The 17,798-nt window shown below is 69.7% G+C and carries 17 protein-coding genes, 1 other RNA gene and 1 pseudogene; 14 read left to right on the forward strand and 5 right to left on the reverse strand.

The window, feature by feature from the left end:
• Positions 1–4 precede the first annotated feature (4 nt).
• The 6 genes and pseudogenes from IFT54_RS06640 (at position 5) to IFT54_RS06665 (ending at position 8,033) form a co-directional block, all read left to right on the forward strand.
• Positions 5–1,066, forward strand: a complete 1,062-nt coding sequence (locus IFT54_RS06640; RefSeq protein WP_192070015.1) for an ExeA family protein — start codon at positions 5–7, stop codon at positions 1,064–1,066.
• Between the two features lie 43 nt (positions 1,067–1,109).
• Entirely contained in the window at positions 1,110–1,937 is an 828-nt protein-coding gene (locus tag IFT54_RS06645; protein WP_192070155.1) for an XrtA system polysaccharide deacetylase, read from the forward strand.
• Entirely contained in the window at positions 1,934–2,965 is a 1,032-nt protein-coding gene (locus IFT54_RS06650) for a FemAB family XrtA/PEP-CTERM system-associated protein (protein ID WP_192070016.1), read from the forward strand. Before IFT54_RS06645 ends, IFT54_RS06650 begins: the two co-directional genes overlap by 4 nt.
• A 1,142-nt stretch (positions 2,966–4,107) precedes the next feature.
• Positions 4,108–4,644, forward strand: a pseudogene (locus tag IFT54_RS06655) (glycosyltransferase); the annotation flags it as partial.
• Entirely contained in the window at positions 4,638–6,146 is a 1,509-nt protein-coding gene (gene xrtA, locus IFT54_RS06660; protein ID WP_192070157.1) for an exosortase A, read from the forward strand. The pseudogene IFT54_RS06655 and the gene xrtA, both read left to right, overlap by 7 nt.
• Positions 6,147–8,033: an XrtA/PEP-CTERM system amidotransferase gene (locus tag IFT54_RS06665; RefSeq protein ID WP_192070017.1), complete on the forward strand. Its 1,887-nt coding sequence runs from the start codon at positions 6,147–6,149 to the stop codon at positions 8,031–8,033.
• A 22-nt stretch (positions 8,034–8,055) separates the two neighbouring features.
• Here the strand turns inward: IFT54_RS06665 and IFT54_RS06670 are convergent, their stop codons facing one another.
• The 4 genes from IFT54_RS06670 to IFT54_RS06685 form a co-directional block, all read right to left on the reverse strand.
• The gene (locus IFT54_RS06670) at positions 8,056–9,090 is read right to left on the reverse strand and encodes an alpha/beta hydrolase (RefSeq protein WP_192070018.1); all 1,035 of its coding nucleotides are present in this window, start codon (positions 9,088–9,090) and stop codon (positions 8,056–8,058) included.
• A gap of 72 nt (positions 9,091–9,162) precedes the next feature.
• A complete protein-coding gene (locus IFT54_RS06675; RefSeq protein WP_192070158.1) occupies positions 9,163–9,588 on the reverse strand; it encodes an MAPEG family protein in 426 nt (141 codons plus the stop codon).
• 116 nt (positions 9,589–9,704) lie between these two features.
• On the reverse strand, positions 9,705–10,766 hold the full coding sequence (locus tag IFT54_RS06680) for a 1,9-bis(guanidino)-5-aza-nonane synthase (RefSeq protein ID WP_031396469.1): 1,062 nt from the start codon (positions 10,764–10,766) through the stop codon (positions 9,705–9,707).
• A gap of 133 nt (positions 10,767–10,899) precedes the next feature.
• A complete protein-coding gene (locus IFT54_RS06685) occupies positions 10,900–12,135 on the reverse strand; it encodes a type III PLP-dependent enzyme (RefSeq protein ID WP_031440749.1) in 1,236 nt (411 codons plus the stop codon).
• A gap of 137 nt (positions 12,136–12,272) precedes the next feature.
• On the opposite strand from IFT54_RS06685, the gene IFT54_RS06690 reads away from it, so the two are divergent.
• Together IFT54_RS06690 and IFT54_RS06695 are read left to right on the forward strand one after the other, a co-directional pair.
• Positions 12,273–13,235, forward strand: coding sequence for a pyridoxal-phosphate dependent enzyme (locus tag IFT54_RS06690; RefSeq protein WP_192070019.1), 963 nt, complete (start codon positions 12,273–12,275; stop codon positions 13,233–13,235).
• Complete coding sequence (locus IFT54_RS06695; RefSeq protein ID WP_056405521.1) at positions 13,232–13,411, forward strand: hypothetical protein; 180 nt, start codon at positions 13,232–13,234, stop codon at positions 13,409–13,411. Before IFT54_RS06690 ends, IFT54_RS06695 begins: the two co-directional genes overlap by 4 nt.
• A 145-nt stretch (positions 13,412–13,556) precedes the next feature.
• Here IFT54_RS06695 and IFT54_RS06700 read toward each other — a convergent pair whose 3' ends face one another.
• A complete protein-coding gene (locus tag IFT54_RS06700; RefSeq protein WP_031395613.1) occupies positions 13,557–14,213 on the reverse strand; it encodes an alpha/beta hydrolase in 657 nt (218 codons plus the stop codon).
• Between the two features lie 144 nt (positions 14,214–14,357).
• On the opposite strand from IFT54_RS06700, the gene IFT54_RS06705 reads away from it, so the two are divergent.
• The 6 genes from IFT54_RS06705 to ffs all read left to right on the forward strand — a co-directional run bounded on the left by IFT54_RS06705 (position 14,358) and on the right by ffs (position 17,695).
• A complete protein-coding gene (locus IFT54_RS06705) occupies positions 14,358–15,323 on the forward strand; it encodes an aminotransferase class V-fold PLP-dependent enzyme (protein WP_244648692.1) in 966 nt (321 codons plus the stop codon).
• Positions 15,320–16,390, forward strand: a complete 1,071-nt coding sequence (locus tag IFT54_RS06710) for a cysteine desulfurase family protein (RefSeq protein WP_192070021.1) — start codon at positions 15,320–15,322, stop codon at positions 16,388–16,390. Before IFT54_RS06705 ends, IFT54_RS06710 begins: the two co-directional genes overlap by 4 nt.
• Positions 16,391–16,403: 13 nt before the next feature.
• Entirely contained in the window at positions 16,404–16,709 is a 306-nt protein-coding gene (locus IFT54_RS06715; protein ID WP_031441521.1) for a 2Fe-2S iron-sulfur cluster-binding protein, read from the forward strand.
• A gap of 139 nt (positions 16,710–16,848) precedes the next feature.
• Positions 16,849–17,211, forward strand: coding sequence for a hypothetical protein (locus tag IFT54_RS06720; protein WP_192070022.1), 363 nt, complete (start codon positions 16,849–16,851; stop codon positions 17,209–17,211).
• Between the two features lie 83 nt (positions 17,212–17,294).
• Positions 17,295–17,531, forward strand: coding sequence for a hypothetical protein (locus tag IFT54_RS06725; protein WP_031441523.1), 237 nt, complete (start codon positions 17,295–17,297; stop codon positions 17,529–17,531).
• Between the two features lie 70 nt (positions 17,532–17,601).
• Positions 17,602–17,695, forward strand: an RNA gene (gene ffs / locus IFT54_RS06730) — signal recognition particle sRNA small type.
• Positions 17,696–17,798: the final 103 nt, after the last annotated feature.

Below are 17,798 nucleotides of genomic sequence, written 5' to 3' on the forward strand. Positions count from 1 at the left end.
GCAGATGTACGACGAACATTACGGACTGACGGGACGCCCGTTCCAGCTCACCCCGGACCCCAGATTCTGGTTCGAATCGGGGACGCATCGCAAGGCGATGGCCTATCTCGGCTATGGCCTGGCGCAGGGCGAGGGCTTCATCGTCATGACCGGCGATATCGGCGCGGGCAAGACCACGCTGGTCGGGCATCTGATGGACACGATCGACCATCAGAGCCTGAACGCGATCCGGCTGGTGTCGACCGCGATCGAGGCGAGCGACCTGCTGCGGATCGTCGCGACCGCGCTCGGCGTCGACCCGGCGGGGCTCGAAAAGGCGCAGCTGCTGACCGCGATCGAACGCGGGCTGCACGCCGTCGCGCGGACCGGCAAGCGCACGCTGCTGATCGTCGACGAGGCGCAGGCGCTGCCCGTGTCCGCGCTCGAGGAACTGCGGATGCTGTCCAACTTCCAGACCGCCGGGCATGCGCTGCTGCAGATCCTGCTGCTCGGCCAGCCCGAATTCCGCGACCGGCTCCACGGCTCCGACGGGCTCGAACAACTGCGCCAGCGGGTGATCGCGATCCACCATCTCGATCCGATGGAGCCGCATGAGGTCGCCGACTATATCGCGCACCGCCTGTCGGTGGTCGGCTGGGAGGGCAATCCGGCGTTCACCGACGACGCGGTCGCCGCGCTGTTCGATGGGTCGGACGGCATCCCCCGCCGCCTCAACATGCTGGCGGGCCGCGTCATGCTCTATGCCGCGATCGAGGATCTGCGCGTCATCGACGGCGCCGTCGTCCGTGCCGTGCAGAGCGACCTGACCGCGGACCTGCCGACGCTGGCGACGACGCCCACGCCCGAGCCTGCCCCCGAATCCAAGGCAAAGCCCCGCGCGACACCGGACCCCGCCACCGACCCCGCGGTCCTCGACCGGCTCGCGATGCTCGAGGCGCGCGTCGAGCAGCAGGACCAGGCACTGCGCCGCGTCCTGACCTTGCTCGTCGAATGGGTCGAGGGTGACGAGCCCAGGCCCGATTACAAGCCGATCCGCGGCGCGTCGCACTGGCACGACGCGGCGTGATCCGGTGACGACGGCGGTAACGGCCGGCCCGATCCGCAACGGCATGTCGGTCGATGTCGAGGACTGGTTCCAGGTCGGCGCGTTCGAGACGGTAATCGACAAGGCGGATTGGGACAGCCTCCAGCCGCGCGTCGAGGCGAACACCGACGCCGTACTCGCGCTGTTCGCCGAAAGCGGCGTGCACGCGACTTTCTTCACGCTCGGCTGGGTCGCGCACCGCTATCCCGCACTGATCCGCCGGATCGTCGATGCCGGGCACGAGATTGCGAGCCATGGCTGGGATCACCAGCGCGTCTTCACGATGGATGCAGGCCTGTTCCGCGCCGACCTCGCGCGCGCGCGTGCGGCGATCGAGGATGCGGCGGGACAGCGTGTCACGGGCTACCGCGCGCCGAGCTTCTCGATCGACCAGCGCACGCCCTGGGCGCATGGCGTGCTGGCGGAGCAGGGCTATGCCTATTCGTCGAGCGTCGCACCGCTCGCGCACGACCATTATGGCTGGCGCGACGCACCGCGCTTCGCCTTCCGCCCGCTGCCCGACAGCGCATTGCTCGAAGTGCCCGTCACCGTCGCGCAGTTCGGCAAACGCCGCGTCGCCACGGGCGGCGGCTTCTTCCGGCTGCTGCCCGCCGCGCTGATGGATTTCGCGGTCCGCCAGGTGAACGCCGCCGACCACCCGGCGATGTTCTATTTCCACCCCTGGGAGATCGACCCCGCCCAGCCGCGTGTCGCGGCGGCACCGTTGCGCTCGAAGATCCGGCATTATTCGCGGCTTGGCGCGATGGCGGGCAAGCTGCGCGGGCTGCTCGGGCGGCATGACTGGGGTCGCGTCGATGCCGCGGTCGCGGTCGAGGCGGGTCGGCTGCGGTGACGACGGCCACCGTGCGCGAGGCGGATCTCGCCGACGCGGACGAGCGCACGCGGATCGCGGCGTTCGTCGATGCGACGGCGGCGGCGACGCCGTTCCATCTGCCCGCGTGGAGCATCGCGGTCGCGCGCGGTTGCGGCCAGCGCGCACGCTATCTGGTCGCGGAGCGGGGCGGGACGATCACCGGCGTGCTGCCGCTGACCGAGATGCGATCGCCGCTGTTCGGGCGTGCGCTCGTCTCGGCGGGGTTCGCGGTCGATGGCGGCGTGCTCGGCGATGTCGCGGTCGAGCCGCTCGCGGCGGCGGCCTGGGACCTCGCGCAGCGGTGCGGTTGCCCGTCGGTCGAGCTTCGCGGTGGCGCGGTGCCCGCGGGTTGGGACAGCGACGCGGACAGCTATCTGGGGTTCGCACGCGATCTGGCGGCGGATGACGATGCCGAACTGCTCGCCATCCCGCGCAAGCAGCGCGCCGAGGTGCGGCGCGCGCTCGGCTTCGACCTCGACATCGCGACCGGCCGCGACCGCGCAATGCTCGCCGAGCATTACCGCGTCTATGCCGAATCGGTGCGCAATCTGGGGACGCCGGTCTTTCCCGCGCGGCTCTTCCGCTCGGTCGTCGAGACGATGGACGCCGACGTACTGACCGTCCGCCACCGCGGCCGCGCGGTCGCGAGCGTGCTCAGCCTCTATCACCGCGGGACGGTCTATCCCTATTGGGGCGGCGGGACCGAGGCGGCGCGCGGCCTGCGCGCCAACGACCGGATGTATTTCGCGCTGATGGCGCATGCCCGCGCGCGCGGCTGCACGCGGTTCGACTTTGGACGGTCGAAGACCGGCACCGGCGCGGCGGCGTTCAAGAAGAATTGGGGCTTCACGCCCGTGCCGCGGCTTTATGCCAAGCGCAGCGACGGGCCCGCGCGCGAGGTCAATCCGCTCAACCCCAGATATGCGCTGATGGTGCGCAGCTGGAAGAAGATGCCGCTCTGGGCGGCCAATCTCGCCGGACCGTGGATCTCCCGGGGTCTGGGGTGAGCGATCTGCTGTTCCTCGCGCACCGCGTGCCGTTTCCGCCCGATCGCGGCGACAAGATCCGCAGCTTCCACGTCCTCCGCTATCTCAGCGCACGCATGCGCATCCATCTCGTCGCGTTTGCCGACGACCCGGCGGACCTCGATCCGCCTGCGGCCTTCACGGACATGCTGGCGAGCTGCACGATCCTGCCACGCGGCAGGTCGCAGATGCGCGCCGGACTCGAGGCGCTGGCCACCGGCAAGCCCGTATCGCTGACGGCGTTCGCTTCTCCCGCCATGCAGGCCGCGGTCGACCGCATCCTGCCACGCGTCGACGGCATCTACTGCTTCTCGGGCCAGATGGCGCAGTACCTCCCCGATGGCGGGGCCCGCGTGGTCATGGATTTCGTCGACATGGACTCCGCCAAGTTCGCAGGCTTCGCGGACGATTCGCGCGCCCCGATGCGCTGGATGATGCGCCGCGAGGCACGGCTGTTAGGGGCCTTCGAGCGGGGGATCGCGGCGAGGGTCTCCGCCAGCCTGTTCGTCAGCGAAGCCGAAGCCGCCCTGTTCCGCACCGGCGGCGCCACCGGCCGCATCCTCGCGGTCGAGAACGGCATCGACTCGGCCACGTTCGATCCGGCTGCGCAGGCTGAGAAGGCGGGGCAGGCAGGGCAGGCAGGGCAGGCGGCACCCCCATCCCACCACCCCGGCGAAGGCCGGGGCCCAGGTGGAAAGGTCGCAGTGACAACGGACAGTCCGTCGCCATCAACGTCCCCCAACTGGACCCCGGCCTCCGCCCGGGAAGTGAAGGGCAGCGCGACCAACCCGGCTGCGCATGGCGGGCAGGCCGCAACCCCATCTCACCACCCCGGCGAAGGCCGGGGCCCAGTTGGAAAGGCCGCAGTAACACCGGACAGTCCGTCGCCATCAACGTCCCTTAACTGGACCCCGGCCTCCGCCGGGGAGGTGAAGGGCAGGGCGCCCGATCCGGCTGCGCATCGCGGGCAGGCCGAAACCCCATCCCACCACCCCGGCGAAGGCCGGGGCCCAGTTGGAAAGGTCGCAGTAACGGCGGACAGTCCGTCGCCATCAACGTCCCCCAACTGGACCCCGGCCTCCGCCGGGGCGGTAAAGAGTAAGGCGGTACAGAGTGCGGCCCACGCAGACCCACTGATCGTCTTCACCGGCCAGATGGACTACCGCCCCAATATCGACGCCGTGACCTGGTTCGCCTGCGACATCCTCCCCCGGATCCGCACGCGCCACCCGACAGCCCGGTTCGCGATCGTCGGCCGCGCCCCAACCCCCGCAGTGCAGGCGCTGGCAGGCGACGCGGTGATCGTCACCGGCGCGGTCGACGACGTACGCGGCTGGCTTGCCGCAGCCGATGTCTGCGTCGCCCCGCTGAAGCTCGCCCGCGGCATCCAGAACAAGGTGCTGGAGGCGATGGCGATGGCGCGGCCGGTCGTCGCCTCGGCGGCGGCGGCGGAGGGCATCGACCACGCCGGCACGATCCGCGTCGCGGCGGACGCGAGCGAGTTCGCCGCGCAGGTCCTCGCGCTGCTCGACGCACCCACCGACGCGGCCGACCTCGGGCGGGCGGCGCGCGCGCAGGTGCTGCGACGCTATGGCTGGGACGCGCGGCTTGCGCCGCTGGATGCGCTGTTCGGAGTCGATGGCAGCCGGTCCGCATCGTGACCGATCGACCCGCGACGTCCTGGCCCCGGCATCTGCTCGCGCTCGGTATCGTGGCGATCCTGCTGCTCGCGCTGTTCCGCCGCGACGTCGCCGATCTGACGACGATCTGGTGGACCAGCACGACCTTCGGGCACTGCCTGTTCATCGCTCCGGTGATCGCCTGGCTGGTGTGGCAGCGGCGTAGCGAGCTCGCGCAGCTGACGCCGGTCGGTTGGTGGCCGGGGCTGGCGCTGGTCGCGGTCGGCGGGGCAGGGTGGCTGATGGGCGACGCTGCCTCGGTCAATCTCGCGCGGCACCTCGGGCTGGTGCTGATGCTGCAGGGCGCGGTCGTCGCGATCCTCGGCCCCAATGTCGCGCGCGGATTGCTGTTTCCGCTCGGCTATGCGCTGTTCCTCGTGCCCTTCGGCGAGGGGATCGAGCCGCCGTTGCAGGCGGCGACCGTCGTGATCGTCATGCCGCTGCTGCATCTGGTCGGCGTGCCCGCGGTCGTCGACGGCGTGCTGATCCATGCCGGCCGCTATTATTTCGAGGTCGCGGAGGCGTGCTCGGGCGCCAAGTTCGTGATCGCGATGGTCGCGTTCGGGGTGCTGGTCGCCAATGTCTGTTTCGTGTCGTGCCGGCGCCGCGCGGTGTTCCTGATCGTATCGGTGGTCGTGCCGGTCGTCGCCAACGGGTTTCGCGCGTTCGGGACGATCTGGGCGGCCGAGCTGACCTCGGTCGAGGCGGCGACGGGAATCGACCACATCGTCTATGGCTGGCTGTTCTTCGCGCTCGTGATGGCGGCGGTGCTCGCGATCGGCTGGCGCTGGTTCGACCGCGCGCCCGACGATCCCGCCTTCGATCCCGCGCAGCTGCAGGCGGTCCCGCGCTATCGCGGCGACCTCGCCATCATCACGCTGCTCGTGCTGGCGGTGGCATCGGCGTTTCCCGCATGGAGCACGGCCATCGCGGGGCGGCGGCAAATGCTGCCAGCGCATATCACGCTGCCCGACGTGCCCGGCTGGCACCGCGTCGATGTCAGCGTCCGCGCGCCGTGGATGCCCTGGTATCCCGGCGCCGACCATTATCTGTTCGGCCGCTATGCCGACGCCTCGGGCGCGACCGTCGACATGGCGCTCGCGGTATTCGGGCGGCAGGGCGACGGGCACGAGCTGATCGCGTTCGGCACGGGGGTGCTGCGCGAGGAGGATCGCTGGGTCCGCGTCGCCGATCTTCCCCCGGTCGCGGACGCTGCGGGGGCGCGCGGTTCGGCGATGCGGATTACTGCGCCCGGACCCGTGGAGCGCATCGTCGCGACGTGGTACCGGGTCGGCGATGCTACCACCGATGACGGGATGATCGTGAAGATCGAGACGATGAAGGCGCGGCTGTTCGGCGGACCGCAGCGCGCGGTTGCGGTGCATCTGTCGGTCGAGGGCGGCGATCCGCGACCGATGGCGCGCTTCCTTGCCGCGCTCGGGCCGGTGGGCATTGTCGCCGATCACGCCGCGGGCCTGCGCTGAATGTGCGGGATTGCCGGGATCTTCCACCCGGGCACGCCAAAGCCGGTCGATCCGAACCGCATCCAGGCGATGATCGCCGCGCTCGCGCATCGTGGTCCCGATGGCTACGGCATCTGGACCGCGCCGGGCGTCGGGCTGGGGCATCGCCGGCTGTCGATCATCGACCTCGAAGGCTCGCCGCAGCCGATGTCCGACGGCGAGCTGACGATCAGTTATAACGGCGAGATCTACAATTTCGCCGAGCTTCGCGCCGATCTGATCGCAGGCGGCGCGCGGTTCCGGACCAAGGGCGATACCGAGGTGCTGCTCCACGGCTGGCGCGCCTGGGGGCCGTCGATGCTCGACCGGCTGAACGGCATGTTCGCCTTCGCGATCCACGATGCGGGCGCCCGCGCGCTGTTCCTCGCGCGCGACCGGCTGGGGGTGAAGCCGCTTCATTATGTCGAGCTGGCGGACGGCTCGGTCGCGTTCGCCTCCGAGCTGAAGGGCCTGCTCGCCAACCCGCTGGTGCGGCGCGCGCCCGATCTGTCCGCGGTCGAGGATTACATGGCGCTCGGCTATGTCCCCGACGACGCCTGCCTCGTCGCGGGCGTGAAGAAGCTCGAGGCCGGGCATTTCCTGCTGATCGAGCGCGGGCGCGGCATGCCCGCGCCGCGTCGCTGGTGGGACGTCGACTTCTCCAACCGTGCGACCGGCTCCACCAAGGCGCTGGGCGAGGAACTGGTCGAGCGGATGCGCGCGGGCGTGCGGTCGCGGATGGTCGCGGACGTGCCGCTCGGCGCGTTCCTGTCGGGCGGGGTCGACAGCTCGGCGGTGGTCGCGCTGATGGCGGAGGCGAGCCCGCGCGCGGTCCGCACCTGCACGATTGGCTTCGACGAGGCGGGGCATGACGAGCGCGGCCATGCGACGACGATCGCACGCCGCTTCGCGACCGATCATGCCGAGCGGGTCGTCGATCCCGACGATTTTGCGCTGATCGACACGCTGGTCGCCGCGTTCGACGAGCCGTTCGCCGACGGATCCGCGCTCGCCACCTATCAGGTTTGCGCATTGGCGCGCGAGCGGGTGACGGTCGCGCTGTCGGGCGACGGCGCGGACGAGGCGCTCGCGGGCTATCGCCGCTACCGCTTCCAGGCCGCGGAGGAACGCGTGCGCGGGATGCTCCCCGCGCATCTCAGGACGCAGATATTCGGCGCGCTCGGCCGGCATTATCCCAAGGCCGACTGGGCACCGCGACCGTTCCGCGCCAAGTCGACCCTGCTCGCGCTCGCGGCAGGCGGGGGCGAGGCCTATGCCCGCTCGGTCGGCGTCACGACGCCAGAGGTGCGCGCGCGGCTGTTCTCGGGCGCCGCGAAAGCCGCGCTGGGCGGCTACCGCGCGGAGGAGCGCTATGTCGCGACGATGGCCGCTGCCCCCGCGCGCGACGCGATCGACCGCGCGCAATATGCCGATCTCAAGCACTGGCTGCCCGGCGACATCCTGACCAAGGTCGACCGCACCAGCATGGCGGTCGGGCTCGAGGCGCGCGAACCGCTGCTCGATCACCGGCTGGTCGAGTTCTGCGCGACCTTGCCCGTCGGCATGCGGCTGCGCCACGGCGAGGGCAAATGGCTGATGAAGAAGGCGATGGAGCCCTATCTGCCCAAAGACATCCTCTACCGCCCGAAAATGGGCTTCGTGACGCCGATCAGCGCGTGGTTCCGCGGCGCGCTGGCGGGCGAGGCGAGCGCGCTCGGATCATCGCGGATGCTCGCCGAGACGGGGTGGTTCGACATGGCCGCGATCACCGTGCTCGCCGAGGCACATCGCGGCGGGCGCGCCGAGCATGGCCGCACGTTGTGGCAGCTGATGATGCTCGAACGGTCGCTGAAGCGGGTGTTCGGCTAACCCCGGGCACACACACCCGCCGTCAGAGCGGCGCTTCGGGCCCGATCGCCTCGCGCATCCAGCGGTCGAACAGCTGCGGCCAGAGCGAACCCGGCGAACTCGCGGGCAGCCGCGTGCCGAAGCCGTGGCGCCCACGCCGCAGGATATGCGCCTCGACCGGAATGTCGACGCGGCGCGCGGCGGCGAGCATGTCGAGGCTGTTGGCGACCGGCACCGTGTCGTCGTCCTCGGCATGAACCAGGAACAGCGGCGCGTCGCCGCTGCGCAGATTGCGGTCGATCGCATAGCGCGCCTGCATCGCCGGATCGGGATTGGGCCCGAGCAGCTGCGCGCGCGACCCGCCATGGCTGCGCCCCGGATCCATGTTCGACACCGCGTACATCAGCCCCGCAAAGGCCGGCCGCGCCGACAGCCGGTCCGCGGCATCGACCGGGCGATAGACCTCGAGCCCATGATGGATCTCGAGCGACCCGGCGAGATGCCCGCCCGCCGAGAAGCCGAGCACGCCGAGCGTGTCGGGGTTGATCGCATAGCGCTTCGCATTGGCGCGGATCAGCCGCATCGCGCGCTGCACGTCGGATAGCGGCACGTTGGCGCGGTCCGCCCAGCCTTCGCCCGGCATCCGGTAGCTCAGCACGAACACCGTGATGCCGAAGCCGTTCAGCACCCGCGCGACGTCGATCCCCTCGTTGCGCAGCGAGGTGATCGAATAGCCGCCGCCGGGGCAGACCAGCACCGCACGCCCATCGGGGCGGGCGGCGCGGAACACGCCGACTTCGGGCTGCACGACACCGCGCATCTGCACGTCGCGGTAGCCGCCCGGGCGTCCGGTGATCATCGGGCGTGGGCGCGGCAGCGGGGTCGGCGCGCCGGCGGGAATGCCGGGCCACAGCGCGAACCGCTCGGCGGGCGGCCAGACCGGATCGCCGGCGAGCCGCGCGCCTCGACTGGCGCTCCCGTTCGTCGCGGACTGGCCGGCGGCGTCGGAGAGCAGGGCGGCGGGGGCGATCCCGGCCGCGAGCGGCAGGGCGAGCAAGGTTCGGCGGTCGAAGGTCATGGCGCGGTAGCTAGCCGATCCCGATTGCGCAGGGGAAGGGGCGATCGACACGCATCCCCGGCAATGGTCCCGTCAGAATACCGCCATCGCCGCGTGCAGCGTGAGCGCGATCAGCGCGAGGCTCGACAGCAGGAACAGGATGAACCGCGTCTGCACCCGGTTGGTCGTCGCCTGCGCGATGCTGTGCGCGACCCGCAAGCCGACATAGGCCCAGGCGATCCACGCGTTGACCCCGTCGCCGGTATGGCTGAGCGCAAGCACCGCACACACCTCGTAGAACAGCGTCGGCTGTTCCATCAGATGGTTGTAGTTATGCGCCTTCCACTGCGCACTCGCGGGCAGCGAACGGTCCGCGTCGGCGGCGCGCGTGCCGACGAGCTGGCTGAGGTCGACCCCCGCCGCCTTCATCGCGGGCAGCCGGGTCGCCAGCATCCAGAGCAGCATCACCAGCGTCCAGGCGATCAGCGCGACCATCGGCCGCAGGATCTCGCTGTGGATCAGGTCGTCATGCATGAAAAAGCCTCCCCCGGTTCCCCGGAGGAGGCTGCATCAATCCCGCACCGGGAGCAATCGCAGAATCCTCCCCCTTGCAGGGGAGGATCAGCGCGCCCGCCTCAGGCCTTGTCGAAGCTCGCGCCCCACTTGCGGACCGGACGGTCCTTCCACAGGCCACGGTGATACGCGTCCGACGCGAGCAGCGGCATGACCGAACCCGCTTCGGCGAACACCATCTGCTCGATGCCGGTGTTGACCTTGCCCCACGACGCCGCCTCCTGCAGCGTCGACGATGAGCACGCACCGTCGCGCACGTCGGCGACCGTGATCTGCACCGCATATTTGTGGACCTGGACGTCGTCGTGACCGAGGATCTCGGCGCACACCACGGTGTCCTGGATGAAGTTCTTCGGCACGCCGCCGCCGATCATCAGCAGGCCGGTGGTGCCCGCCTTGATCTTGATCTCGGTGAGCTCGCGGAAATCGGCGATCGCGTCGAGGACCATGTACGGCTTGCCCGCCTTCGCGGCATCGACCTGGTGCTTGACCAGGCCGAAGCCTGCCGAGCTGTCGACGAACGCCGGGCAGAAGATCGGCACGTCATGCTCATAGGCGAGCTTGACGAGGCTGTTCTCCTTCTTGCCGTGCTCGACGAGGTACTTGCCCATCTCGCGGATGAACTCGCGGCTCGAATAGGGGCGGGGTTCCAGCGTCTCGGCGATCTCGAAGATCGTGTGGTCGACGTGCTGGAGCTCTTCCTCGTCGATATAGGTGTCGTAGATCCGGTCGATCATCAGCGAGCGCAGCACGTCGTCGTGCGGCACCTCGAGCGCCTGGTAATGCTTGTGGCCGAGGCCCTCGAAGAAATCCATGTCGACGATCGTCGCGCCGGTCGCGACGATGCCGTCGATCATGTTGTTGCGCAGCAGCTCGGCATAGAGGTCCATGCAGCCGCCAGCGCTCGTGCTGCCTGCGATCACGAGGAAGATCGTGCAGTCCTTGTCGGCGAGCATCTGGTTGTAGATGTCGGTCGCACGGCCGAGGTCGCGGCTGGTGAACGACATCTTCTTCATCGCGTCGACGATCGGCCGCGCGTCGAAGCTGGTGATGTCGATATGCTCGACGGTGGTGGACAGGAGCTCAGCCTTGCGCTGCGCGTCGATGCGGGTGTCTTCGGTCATGGTCATCATCCTCAAACGTCGTCATCCCCGCGCAGGCGGGGATCCATAAACTCGGGGGCTAGGTGGAGCCGCGCCGATAGCGTTTATGGATTCCCGCCTGCGCGGGAATGACGGTAGAAATAATAGCTAGTGGTTACAGCGTGACGACGTTGGACGCGAGGTCCTGGTACCGTTCGTCGTACAGCGAGACCATCGGCTCGTCGGTGACGATCACCGTCTCGTCCGATCCGAACCCGTTGAACGCGGTCCGCATCGCCGAGCCGTACGCGCCGAGCATGCCGATCTCGATATAGTCGCCGGCCTGGATGTCGGCGGGCAGCAGGAACGGCCCGGCCATGTGATCCATGTCGTCGCACGTCGGACCGTAAAAGCTGAACTCCATGTCCTTGGCACGGCTGTCCGGCTCGCGGAGCAGCTCGACCGGGAAGCGCCAGCCGATATGCGCCGCATCGAACAGCGCGCCGTACGCGCCGTCGTTGATGTACAGCTCGGTCCCGCGGCGCTTCTCGACGCGCACGATGATGGACGAATATTCCGCGCACAGCGCCCGGCCGGGCTCGCACCACAGCTCGGACGAATAGCTGACGGGCAGCGATTCGAACGCACGGTGGATCGTCTCGAAGAAGCGCTCGAGCGGAGGAGGCTCCATCCCCGGATAGGAGGACGGGAAGCCGCCGCCGACGTCGATCACGTCGACCGTGACCGCTGCCTCGACGATCGCCGCGCGGACGCGCTCCATCGCGTTGGAATAGGCTTCCGGCGTCATCGCCTGGCTGCCGACATGGAAGCAGATGCCGAGTGCGTCCGCCGCCTGGCGGGCCGCGAACAGCAGTTCCTTGGCTTCATGCGGTGCGGCACCGAACTTCGACGCGAGGCTCAGCTTCGAATGCTCGGACGACACGCGCAGCCGGACGCACAGCGTCAGGTCGGTGGCTTCGCGGGTGGCGCGCACGACCTTGTCCAGCTCTTCCAGGCTGTCGAGGCTGAAGGTGCGGACACCGTGCGTGAAATACGCCTCGGCGATCGCTTCCTCGGCCTTGACCGGGTGCATGAAGCACAGGGTCGCCTCGGGCAGCGTCCGCGCGACCAGGCGCACTTCGGCGATCGACGCCACGTCATAATGCGTGATGCCATTGTCCCACAGGATCTGCAGGAGTTCGGGAGATGGATTCGCCTTCACCGCATACATCGAGCGGCCCGGGAACTTCTCGACGAAGAACCGAGCGGCGCGCGCAGCAGCGTGCGGACGAACGAGCGTGACCGGATTGACCGGGCGCCCCTTAGCGATGTCGATGCCGCCCCCGATGAGGGGAGTGTCGGCGGTCGAATGGGCTTTCGCTAACCCCAGCGCGATATGATGCTTGACCAATTCAAGGGACCTCCAATGTCCTGAGACAAATTACGAAAACACTGCCTTGCGGTTGGAAGTCCCATGGGGCAGCGGAAGCGCGATTTAGGGGCGCACGCCCCCCATGTAAATAGCATCTGCACCACAGGAGACGACGTGTGACGATTTTGCGACAGCCGACACGGGCCGGGGTCCGTGACGCGGCAGAGAAGATCGCGCGCATCCTGCCGCCGACGCCGCTGTTCGTGGCTGAAATCAGGGGAATAGCGGTCGCGTTCAAGGCGGAATCGCTGCAACCGGTCGGCGCGTTCAAGATTCGCGGCGCCTGGCATCGGCTGACCGCGATTCCCGAGGCCACGCGGGCGCGGGGCGTCGTCGCCTTCTCGTCGGGCAATCATGCGCAGGGTGTGGCCTGGGCGGCACGGCGACTCGGCATCGCCGCGACGATCGTCATGCCGTCGGACGCCCCGCGCACGAAGCGCGACGCGACTTTGGCGCTCGGCGCGGAAGTCGTCGCCTATGACCGCGCGACCGAAAGCCGCGAGGCGATCGCCGCACGGCTCGCCAAGGCGCGCGGCGCGACTCTGGTGCCGAGCTTCGACGATCCGTGGATCATCGAGGGGCAGGGCAGCGCGGGGATCGAGGCGCATGCGCAGATGGCGGCGCTGGGGCTGGGGTCGCCGTCGCGCATCGTCGTCCCGTGCGGTGGCGGCGGGCTTGCGGCGGGGGTCGCGCTCGCGGTCAAGGACGCGGCGATCACGGTGGTCGAGCCCGAGGGGTGGGACGACATGCGGCGGTCGCTCGAAGCGTCGTGGATCGAGCCGGTCGGGCCGAACCCGCCGCCGACCGCGTGCGATTCGCTCCAGACGCAGCGCGTGTCGCCCCTGACCTTCGACGTGCTGTCGCGCCGCGATGCGACCGGCGTCGCGGTCAGCGAGGCGGAGACCGCGGCGGCGCAGCGCTGGGCGGCGGAGCGGTTGCGGCTGGTGGTCGAACCCGGCGGCGCGGTCGCGCTCGCGGCGCTGCTGGCGGGCAAGGTGCATCCCGAGCCCGGGCTGCTCGTCATCCTGTCCGGCGGCAATGTCGACCGCGCCGCCTATGCCGCGGTGCTGGCCGCATGACCGCCGCATTGACCGCCATCGCCGCCGCCGCGCCCGCCATCGCCATGCTCGGCATGTTCGCCTGCCTGATCGGCGGCATCACGCTGATCGTAAAGAACCACGACCGCCGCAAGGGCATACTCATGCTGGTGATGGCCGCAGTCCTGCTAGCCAACGTAGCAATCTGGACCCTCTAACCCCTCTCCCCCCGGGGGAGAGGGAGGGGCCCGCCGCGCAGCGGTGGGAGGGTGAGGGCACGTGGTGAAGCGCAACGCTCCCCCAACGTGCCCTCATCCGGCGCTACCGCGCCACCTTCTACCCCGAGGGGAGAAGGGCAGAGGTTCACCGAATGGGGCTGTTAGGATCCAGCCGCATGTCGAGATACTTGTCCACCGACCCCATCAGCTCGGGCATCTCATGCTCGAAGAAGTGGTTCGCCTTCGGGATCGTGTCGTGATGGATGGTGATGTGCTTCTGCGTGCGCAGCTTGTCGACCAGCTTCTGCGTCGCACCCGGCGTCGCGACCTCGTCGCCCTCGCCCTGGATGATGATGCCGCTCGACGGGCAGGGTGCCAGGAACGTGAAGTCGTACAGATTGGCAGGCGGCGCGATCGAGATGAAGCCGCGGATCTCGGGGCGACGCATCAGCAGCTGCATGCCGATCCACGCACCGAAGCTGACGCCCGCGATCCACGTCGTCTGCGCCTCGGGATGGAAGCTCTGCACCCAGTCGAGCGCGCTCGCCGCATCGGAGAGCTCGCCGACGCCGTTGTCGAACACGCCCTGGCTCTTGCCGACCCCGCGGAAGTTGAACCGCAGCGTCGCAAAGCCGCGCCGCTGGAAGGTCTTGTAGAGCTGCTGCACGATCGCGTTGTTCATCGTGCCGCCCGCCGACGGATGCGGGTGGAGGATCATCGCAACGGGCGCGCGCGGGCGCGGACCCGGCGCAAAACGACCTTCGAGACGGCCTTCGGGACCGGGAAAAATGACTTCTGGCATGGGCACTCGCGAGCTGGGATACGCACTCGGGTGGAGTGCCGGACGATGCGCGCTATATAGGTAATGCACCCCTTTTCGCAATTGGAACCGACCCTGTCCCGTAACGAACCCCGCATCTACCTCGATCACGCCGCCACGACGCCGATGCGTCCGGAGGCCGTCGCGGCGGTGATGGAGGGCATGGCGCGCTGGGCGAACCCGTCCTCGCCGCATGCCGAGGGGCGGGCGGCGCGGGCGGCGCTGGAGGGTGCGCGGCGGCGGATCGCGCAGGCGCTCGGCTGGCCGCACCACGTGATCCTGACCAGCGGCGCGAGCGAATCCGCAAGCCTCGCGCTGCGCGGCCGGCCAGGCATCGGCGTCGCGGCGGTCGAGCATGACGCGGTCCTGCGCGCGGCGGACCGCCCGGTCATGCTCGACGTCGATGCGGGCGGCATCGTCAGGACCGAGGGGCGGGACTGGACCGCGCTCCAGTCCGCCAACAGCGAAACCGGCGTCCTCCAGCCCCCAACCGCCACCACCCGCATCGCCGACTGCGCGCAGACCGCCGGCAAGCTCCCGCTTCCCGACGCCGACATGATCATCGTCTCCGCGCACAAGCTCGGCGGCCCGCCCGGGATCGGCGCGCTGCTCGTCCGCGACCTCGGCCTGCTCGATCCGACCGGCGGGCAGGAGCGCGGCTATCGCGGCGGAACCGAGAATCTCCCCGGCGCGCTGGGCTTTGCCGCCGCACTCGAGGCCCCGCGCGACTGGTTCGCGCCGCTCGCCGACTTGCGCGCCGAACTCGACGCCGCGATCCTCGCACATGGGGGCGAGATCGTCGGGCAGGCCAGCCCCCGCATCCCGACCATCGCCTCCTACCGGATGCCCGGCGTCGGCGCGGCGGCGCAGCTGATCCGCCTCGACATGGCCGGGTTCGCGGTCTCGGCGGGCAGCGCCTGTTCGTCGGGCAGCATGCGCCCGAGCCATGTCCTCGCCGCGATGGGCTATCCCGCCGACGCCGCCGCGCAGGTCGTCCGCGTCAGCTTCGGCTGGACCACCACCGCCGACGACGTCGCGCGCTTCGCCGAGGCGTGGACGCGCATCGCCCGCGACATCAGGGCGGCGGCATGAGCTATCTCGACTATCAGGCGACCACCCCGCTCGCGCCCGAGGCGCTGGCCGCGATGCTCCCCTGGCTCGAATCGCAGCACGCCAACCCGCATTCGCCCCACCGCGAAGGCCGCCGCGCGAAGGCCGCCGTCGAATTCGCGCGCGATCAGGTCGCGGCGCTGCTCCCCCCCGGCGGCCGCGTCGCCTTCACCAGCGGCGCGACCGAGGCGCTCAACTGGGCGATCAAGGGCACCGCCGGGCCGATCACGACGCTCGCCACCGAACACGCCGCCGTGCTCGACACCGCGGCGGCGGAAGCAGCGCAGGGGCGCGACGTGACGATCCTGCCGGTCGGCCCGGACGGGATCGTCGACACCGATGCCGTCGCCCGCACGGGTCTGGTCGCGGCGATGCTCGTCAACAACGAGATCGGCGTGATCCAGCCGATCGCCGCGCTTGCCGAGGCCGCGCACGCTGCCGGCGCGCTGCTGCTGTGCGACGCGGTCCAGGGCTATGGCCGCGTAGCGATCCCCGACACCGTCGACCTGATCGCTATCTCCGCGCACAAGATCCACGGCCCCAAGGGCATCGGTGCGCTGTGGATCCGCGACGGCGTCACGCTCGCCCCACTGCTGCACGGCGGCGGGCAGGAGGCGCCCGGCCGCTCGGGCACGCTGTCGCCCGCCCTATGCGCCGGCTTCGGCGTCGCCGCGCAGCTGATGGCCGACCGCAGGGATCAGGATGCCGCGCATGTCGACCGGCTCTGGGCGCTCGCGCGCGACCGGCTCGGCCCCGGCTGGACGATCAACGGCGCCACCGACCCGCGCTATCACGGCAATCTCAACATCCGTCGCGACGCGCTCGACGTGAACCGGCTGATGTCCGACCTGCGCGACATCGCTTTTTCCGCAGGCTCGGCCTGTGCGAGCGGGTCGGGGCGGTCGAGCCATGTGCTCCGCGCGATCGGGCTGACCGAGACCCAGGCCCGGTCGAGCATCCGCCTCGGCTTCGGCCGCTACACCACCGAAACAGACCTCGCGGCCGCGATCGACGCGATCGCGGCCGCGGCGGAAGGGCAATGGCCATGATCGTCCGCTTCCCATGATCGTCCACTTCATCGCCCGCGACGGCAGCATGCGCAGCGTCGCCGCCACCCCCGGCGACCGGCTGCTCGACGCCGCGCAGGCGGACGGCCAGCCGCTCGAGGGCACGTGCGAGGGCCAGCTTGCCTGCGCGACCTGCCATGTCATCGTCGACGCCGCCGATGTCGCACGGTTGCCGCCGGCAAGCGCGGACGAGGAGGACATGCTCGATCTCGCCCCCGGCGCGACCCGGACCAGCCGGCTCGCCTGCCAGATCCGCCTGACCGAGGCGCTCGACGGACTGACGGTGCGCATCCCCGGCTGACCGACCGGGCGAACCTTACAGAATGACAACGGCCGGTTCAGCGTCGAGCCACGGCGGTTCGGCGATCAAGCCTCCACCGCCCCAGTATACGGGGCATTGATACAGCCCCGCTGCCCGGGGCTCGAGTGGAGTAGCTCTCATGAGGATCATCGCTTTCTTCGCCGCCGGCGCCCTGGCCGCCGGTACCATGGTCGCAGCGGCCCCCGCGGACGCACAGCGTTACGGCTGGGACGGGCCGCGTGGCGGCGGGCATCATGACCGCGGCTGGCATGGCCCGCGCCATCGCTATGACGGCTATCGGGATGGCGGCTACCGGGGCGGCTACCGGGGCGGCTACCGGGGCGGGTACCGGGATGGATATCGCGGCGGCTATCGCGGGCACCACGGCGGCTATCGCGCGCATTACGGCTATGGCGGGCCGCGCGGCTATGGCCGCTCGCGCGTCGTTTGCCGCATCCAGCGCGGCTATTACGGCCCGGTTCGCCGCTGTTTCCGTCGTTGATACGGAACCGTAATGAGGCGGGGTGAGTTTGCTAACATAGGTTATGGGATTCACGCGAATCCAGACCGCTCAGGAGACTTTCCATGAAGTTGTTTACTCTCGCCGCCGCCGGTCTCGTTGCGCTCACCGGCCTCGCGCCCGTCGGCTTCGCCGCCGAGGCATCCGCACAGCGCACCGTCGTCCATGAGCGGACCGTCGTCCGTCACAACGACAACCGCCCCGGCGTCCGTCATCGTACGCGCACGCGTCAGGTCTGCCGCAACGTGGTCCGCAACCATCATCGCCAGCGCGTCTGCCGCACGGTCCGCGTCAACCGCTAAGAACGGGCCTTCCCCCGGGTCAGGCCTTAAAGCGGCTTGATCATCCCGTCCGACCCCGCCATATGCGCAGCGGGAGTCGGGCGGACGGGGTCGTCGCCAACTTGGTCAGATCCGGAAGGAAGCAGCCACAACGATTTCGCCCCGGGTCGTCCCGGCTCCCACCGCGAACATGGCGATGCGCCATGCGAGCGCGGCCAGCGGCGCAAAGCGCCGTCTGACGACACGGCTTAGCCGTGGCGCCCCTACCTTCCCAACAAACCCCTGATC

The organism is Sphingomonas sp. CFBP 13714 (assembly GCF_014842205.1).
In the GTDB taxonomy this organism is placed as follows: domain Bacteria; phylum Pseudomonadota; class Alphaproteobacteria; order Sphingomonadales; family Sphingomonadaceae; genus Sphingomonas; species Sphingomonas aerolata.

Coding starts and splice junctions, on each gene's coding strand:
- IFT54_RS06640 (WP_192070015.1), top strand. CDS start 5: ATGTACGACGAACATTACGGACTGACGGGACGCCCGTTCCAGCTCACC.
- IFT54_RS06645 (WP_192070155.1), top strand. CDS start 1,110: ATGTCGGTCGATGTCGAGGACTGGTTCCAGGTCGGCGCGTTCGAGACG.
- IFT54_RS06665 (WP_192070017.1), top strand. CDS start 6,147: ATGTGCGGGATTGCCGGGATCTTCCACCCGGGCACGCCAAAGCCGGTC.
- IFT54_RS06670 (WP_192070018.1), bottom strand. CDS start 9,090: ATGACCTTCGACCGCCGAACCTTGCTCGCCCTGCCGCTCGCGGCCGGG.
- IFT54_RS06680 (WP_031396469.1), bottom strand. CDS start 10,766: ATGACCGAAGACACCCGCATCGACGCGCAGCGCAAGGCTGAGCTCCTG.
- IFT54_RS06695 (WP_056405521.1), top strand. CDS start 13,232: ATGACCGCCGCATTGACCGCCATCGCCGCCGCCGCGCCCGCCATCGCC.
- IFT54_RS06700 (WP_031395613.1), bottom strand. CDS start 14,213: ATGCCAGAAGTCATTTTTCCCGGTCCCGAAGGCCGTCTCGAAGGTCGT.
- IFT54_RS06705 (WP_244648692.1), top strand. CDS start 14,358: ATGCGTCCGGAGGCCGTCGCGGCGGTGATGGAGGGCATGGCGCGCTGG.
- IFT54_RS06710 (WP_192070021.1), top strand. CDS start 15,320: ATGAGCTATCTCGACTATCAGGCGACCACCCCGCTCGCGCCCGAGGCG.
- IFT54_RS06715 (WP_031441521.1), top strand. CDS start 16,404: ATGATCGTCCACTTCATCGCCCGCGACGGCAGCATGCGCAGCGTCGCC.
- IFT54_RS06720 (WP_192070022.1), top strand. CDS start 16,849: ATGAGGATCATCGCTTTCTTCGCCGCCGGCGCCCTGGCCGCCGGTACC.
- IFT54_RS06725 (WP_031441523.1), top strand. CDS start 17,295: ATGAAGTTGTTTACTCTCGCCGCCGCCGGTCTCGTTGCGCTCACCGGC.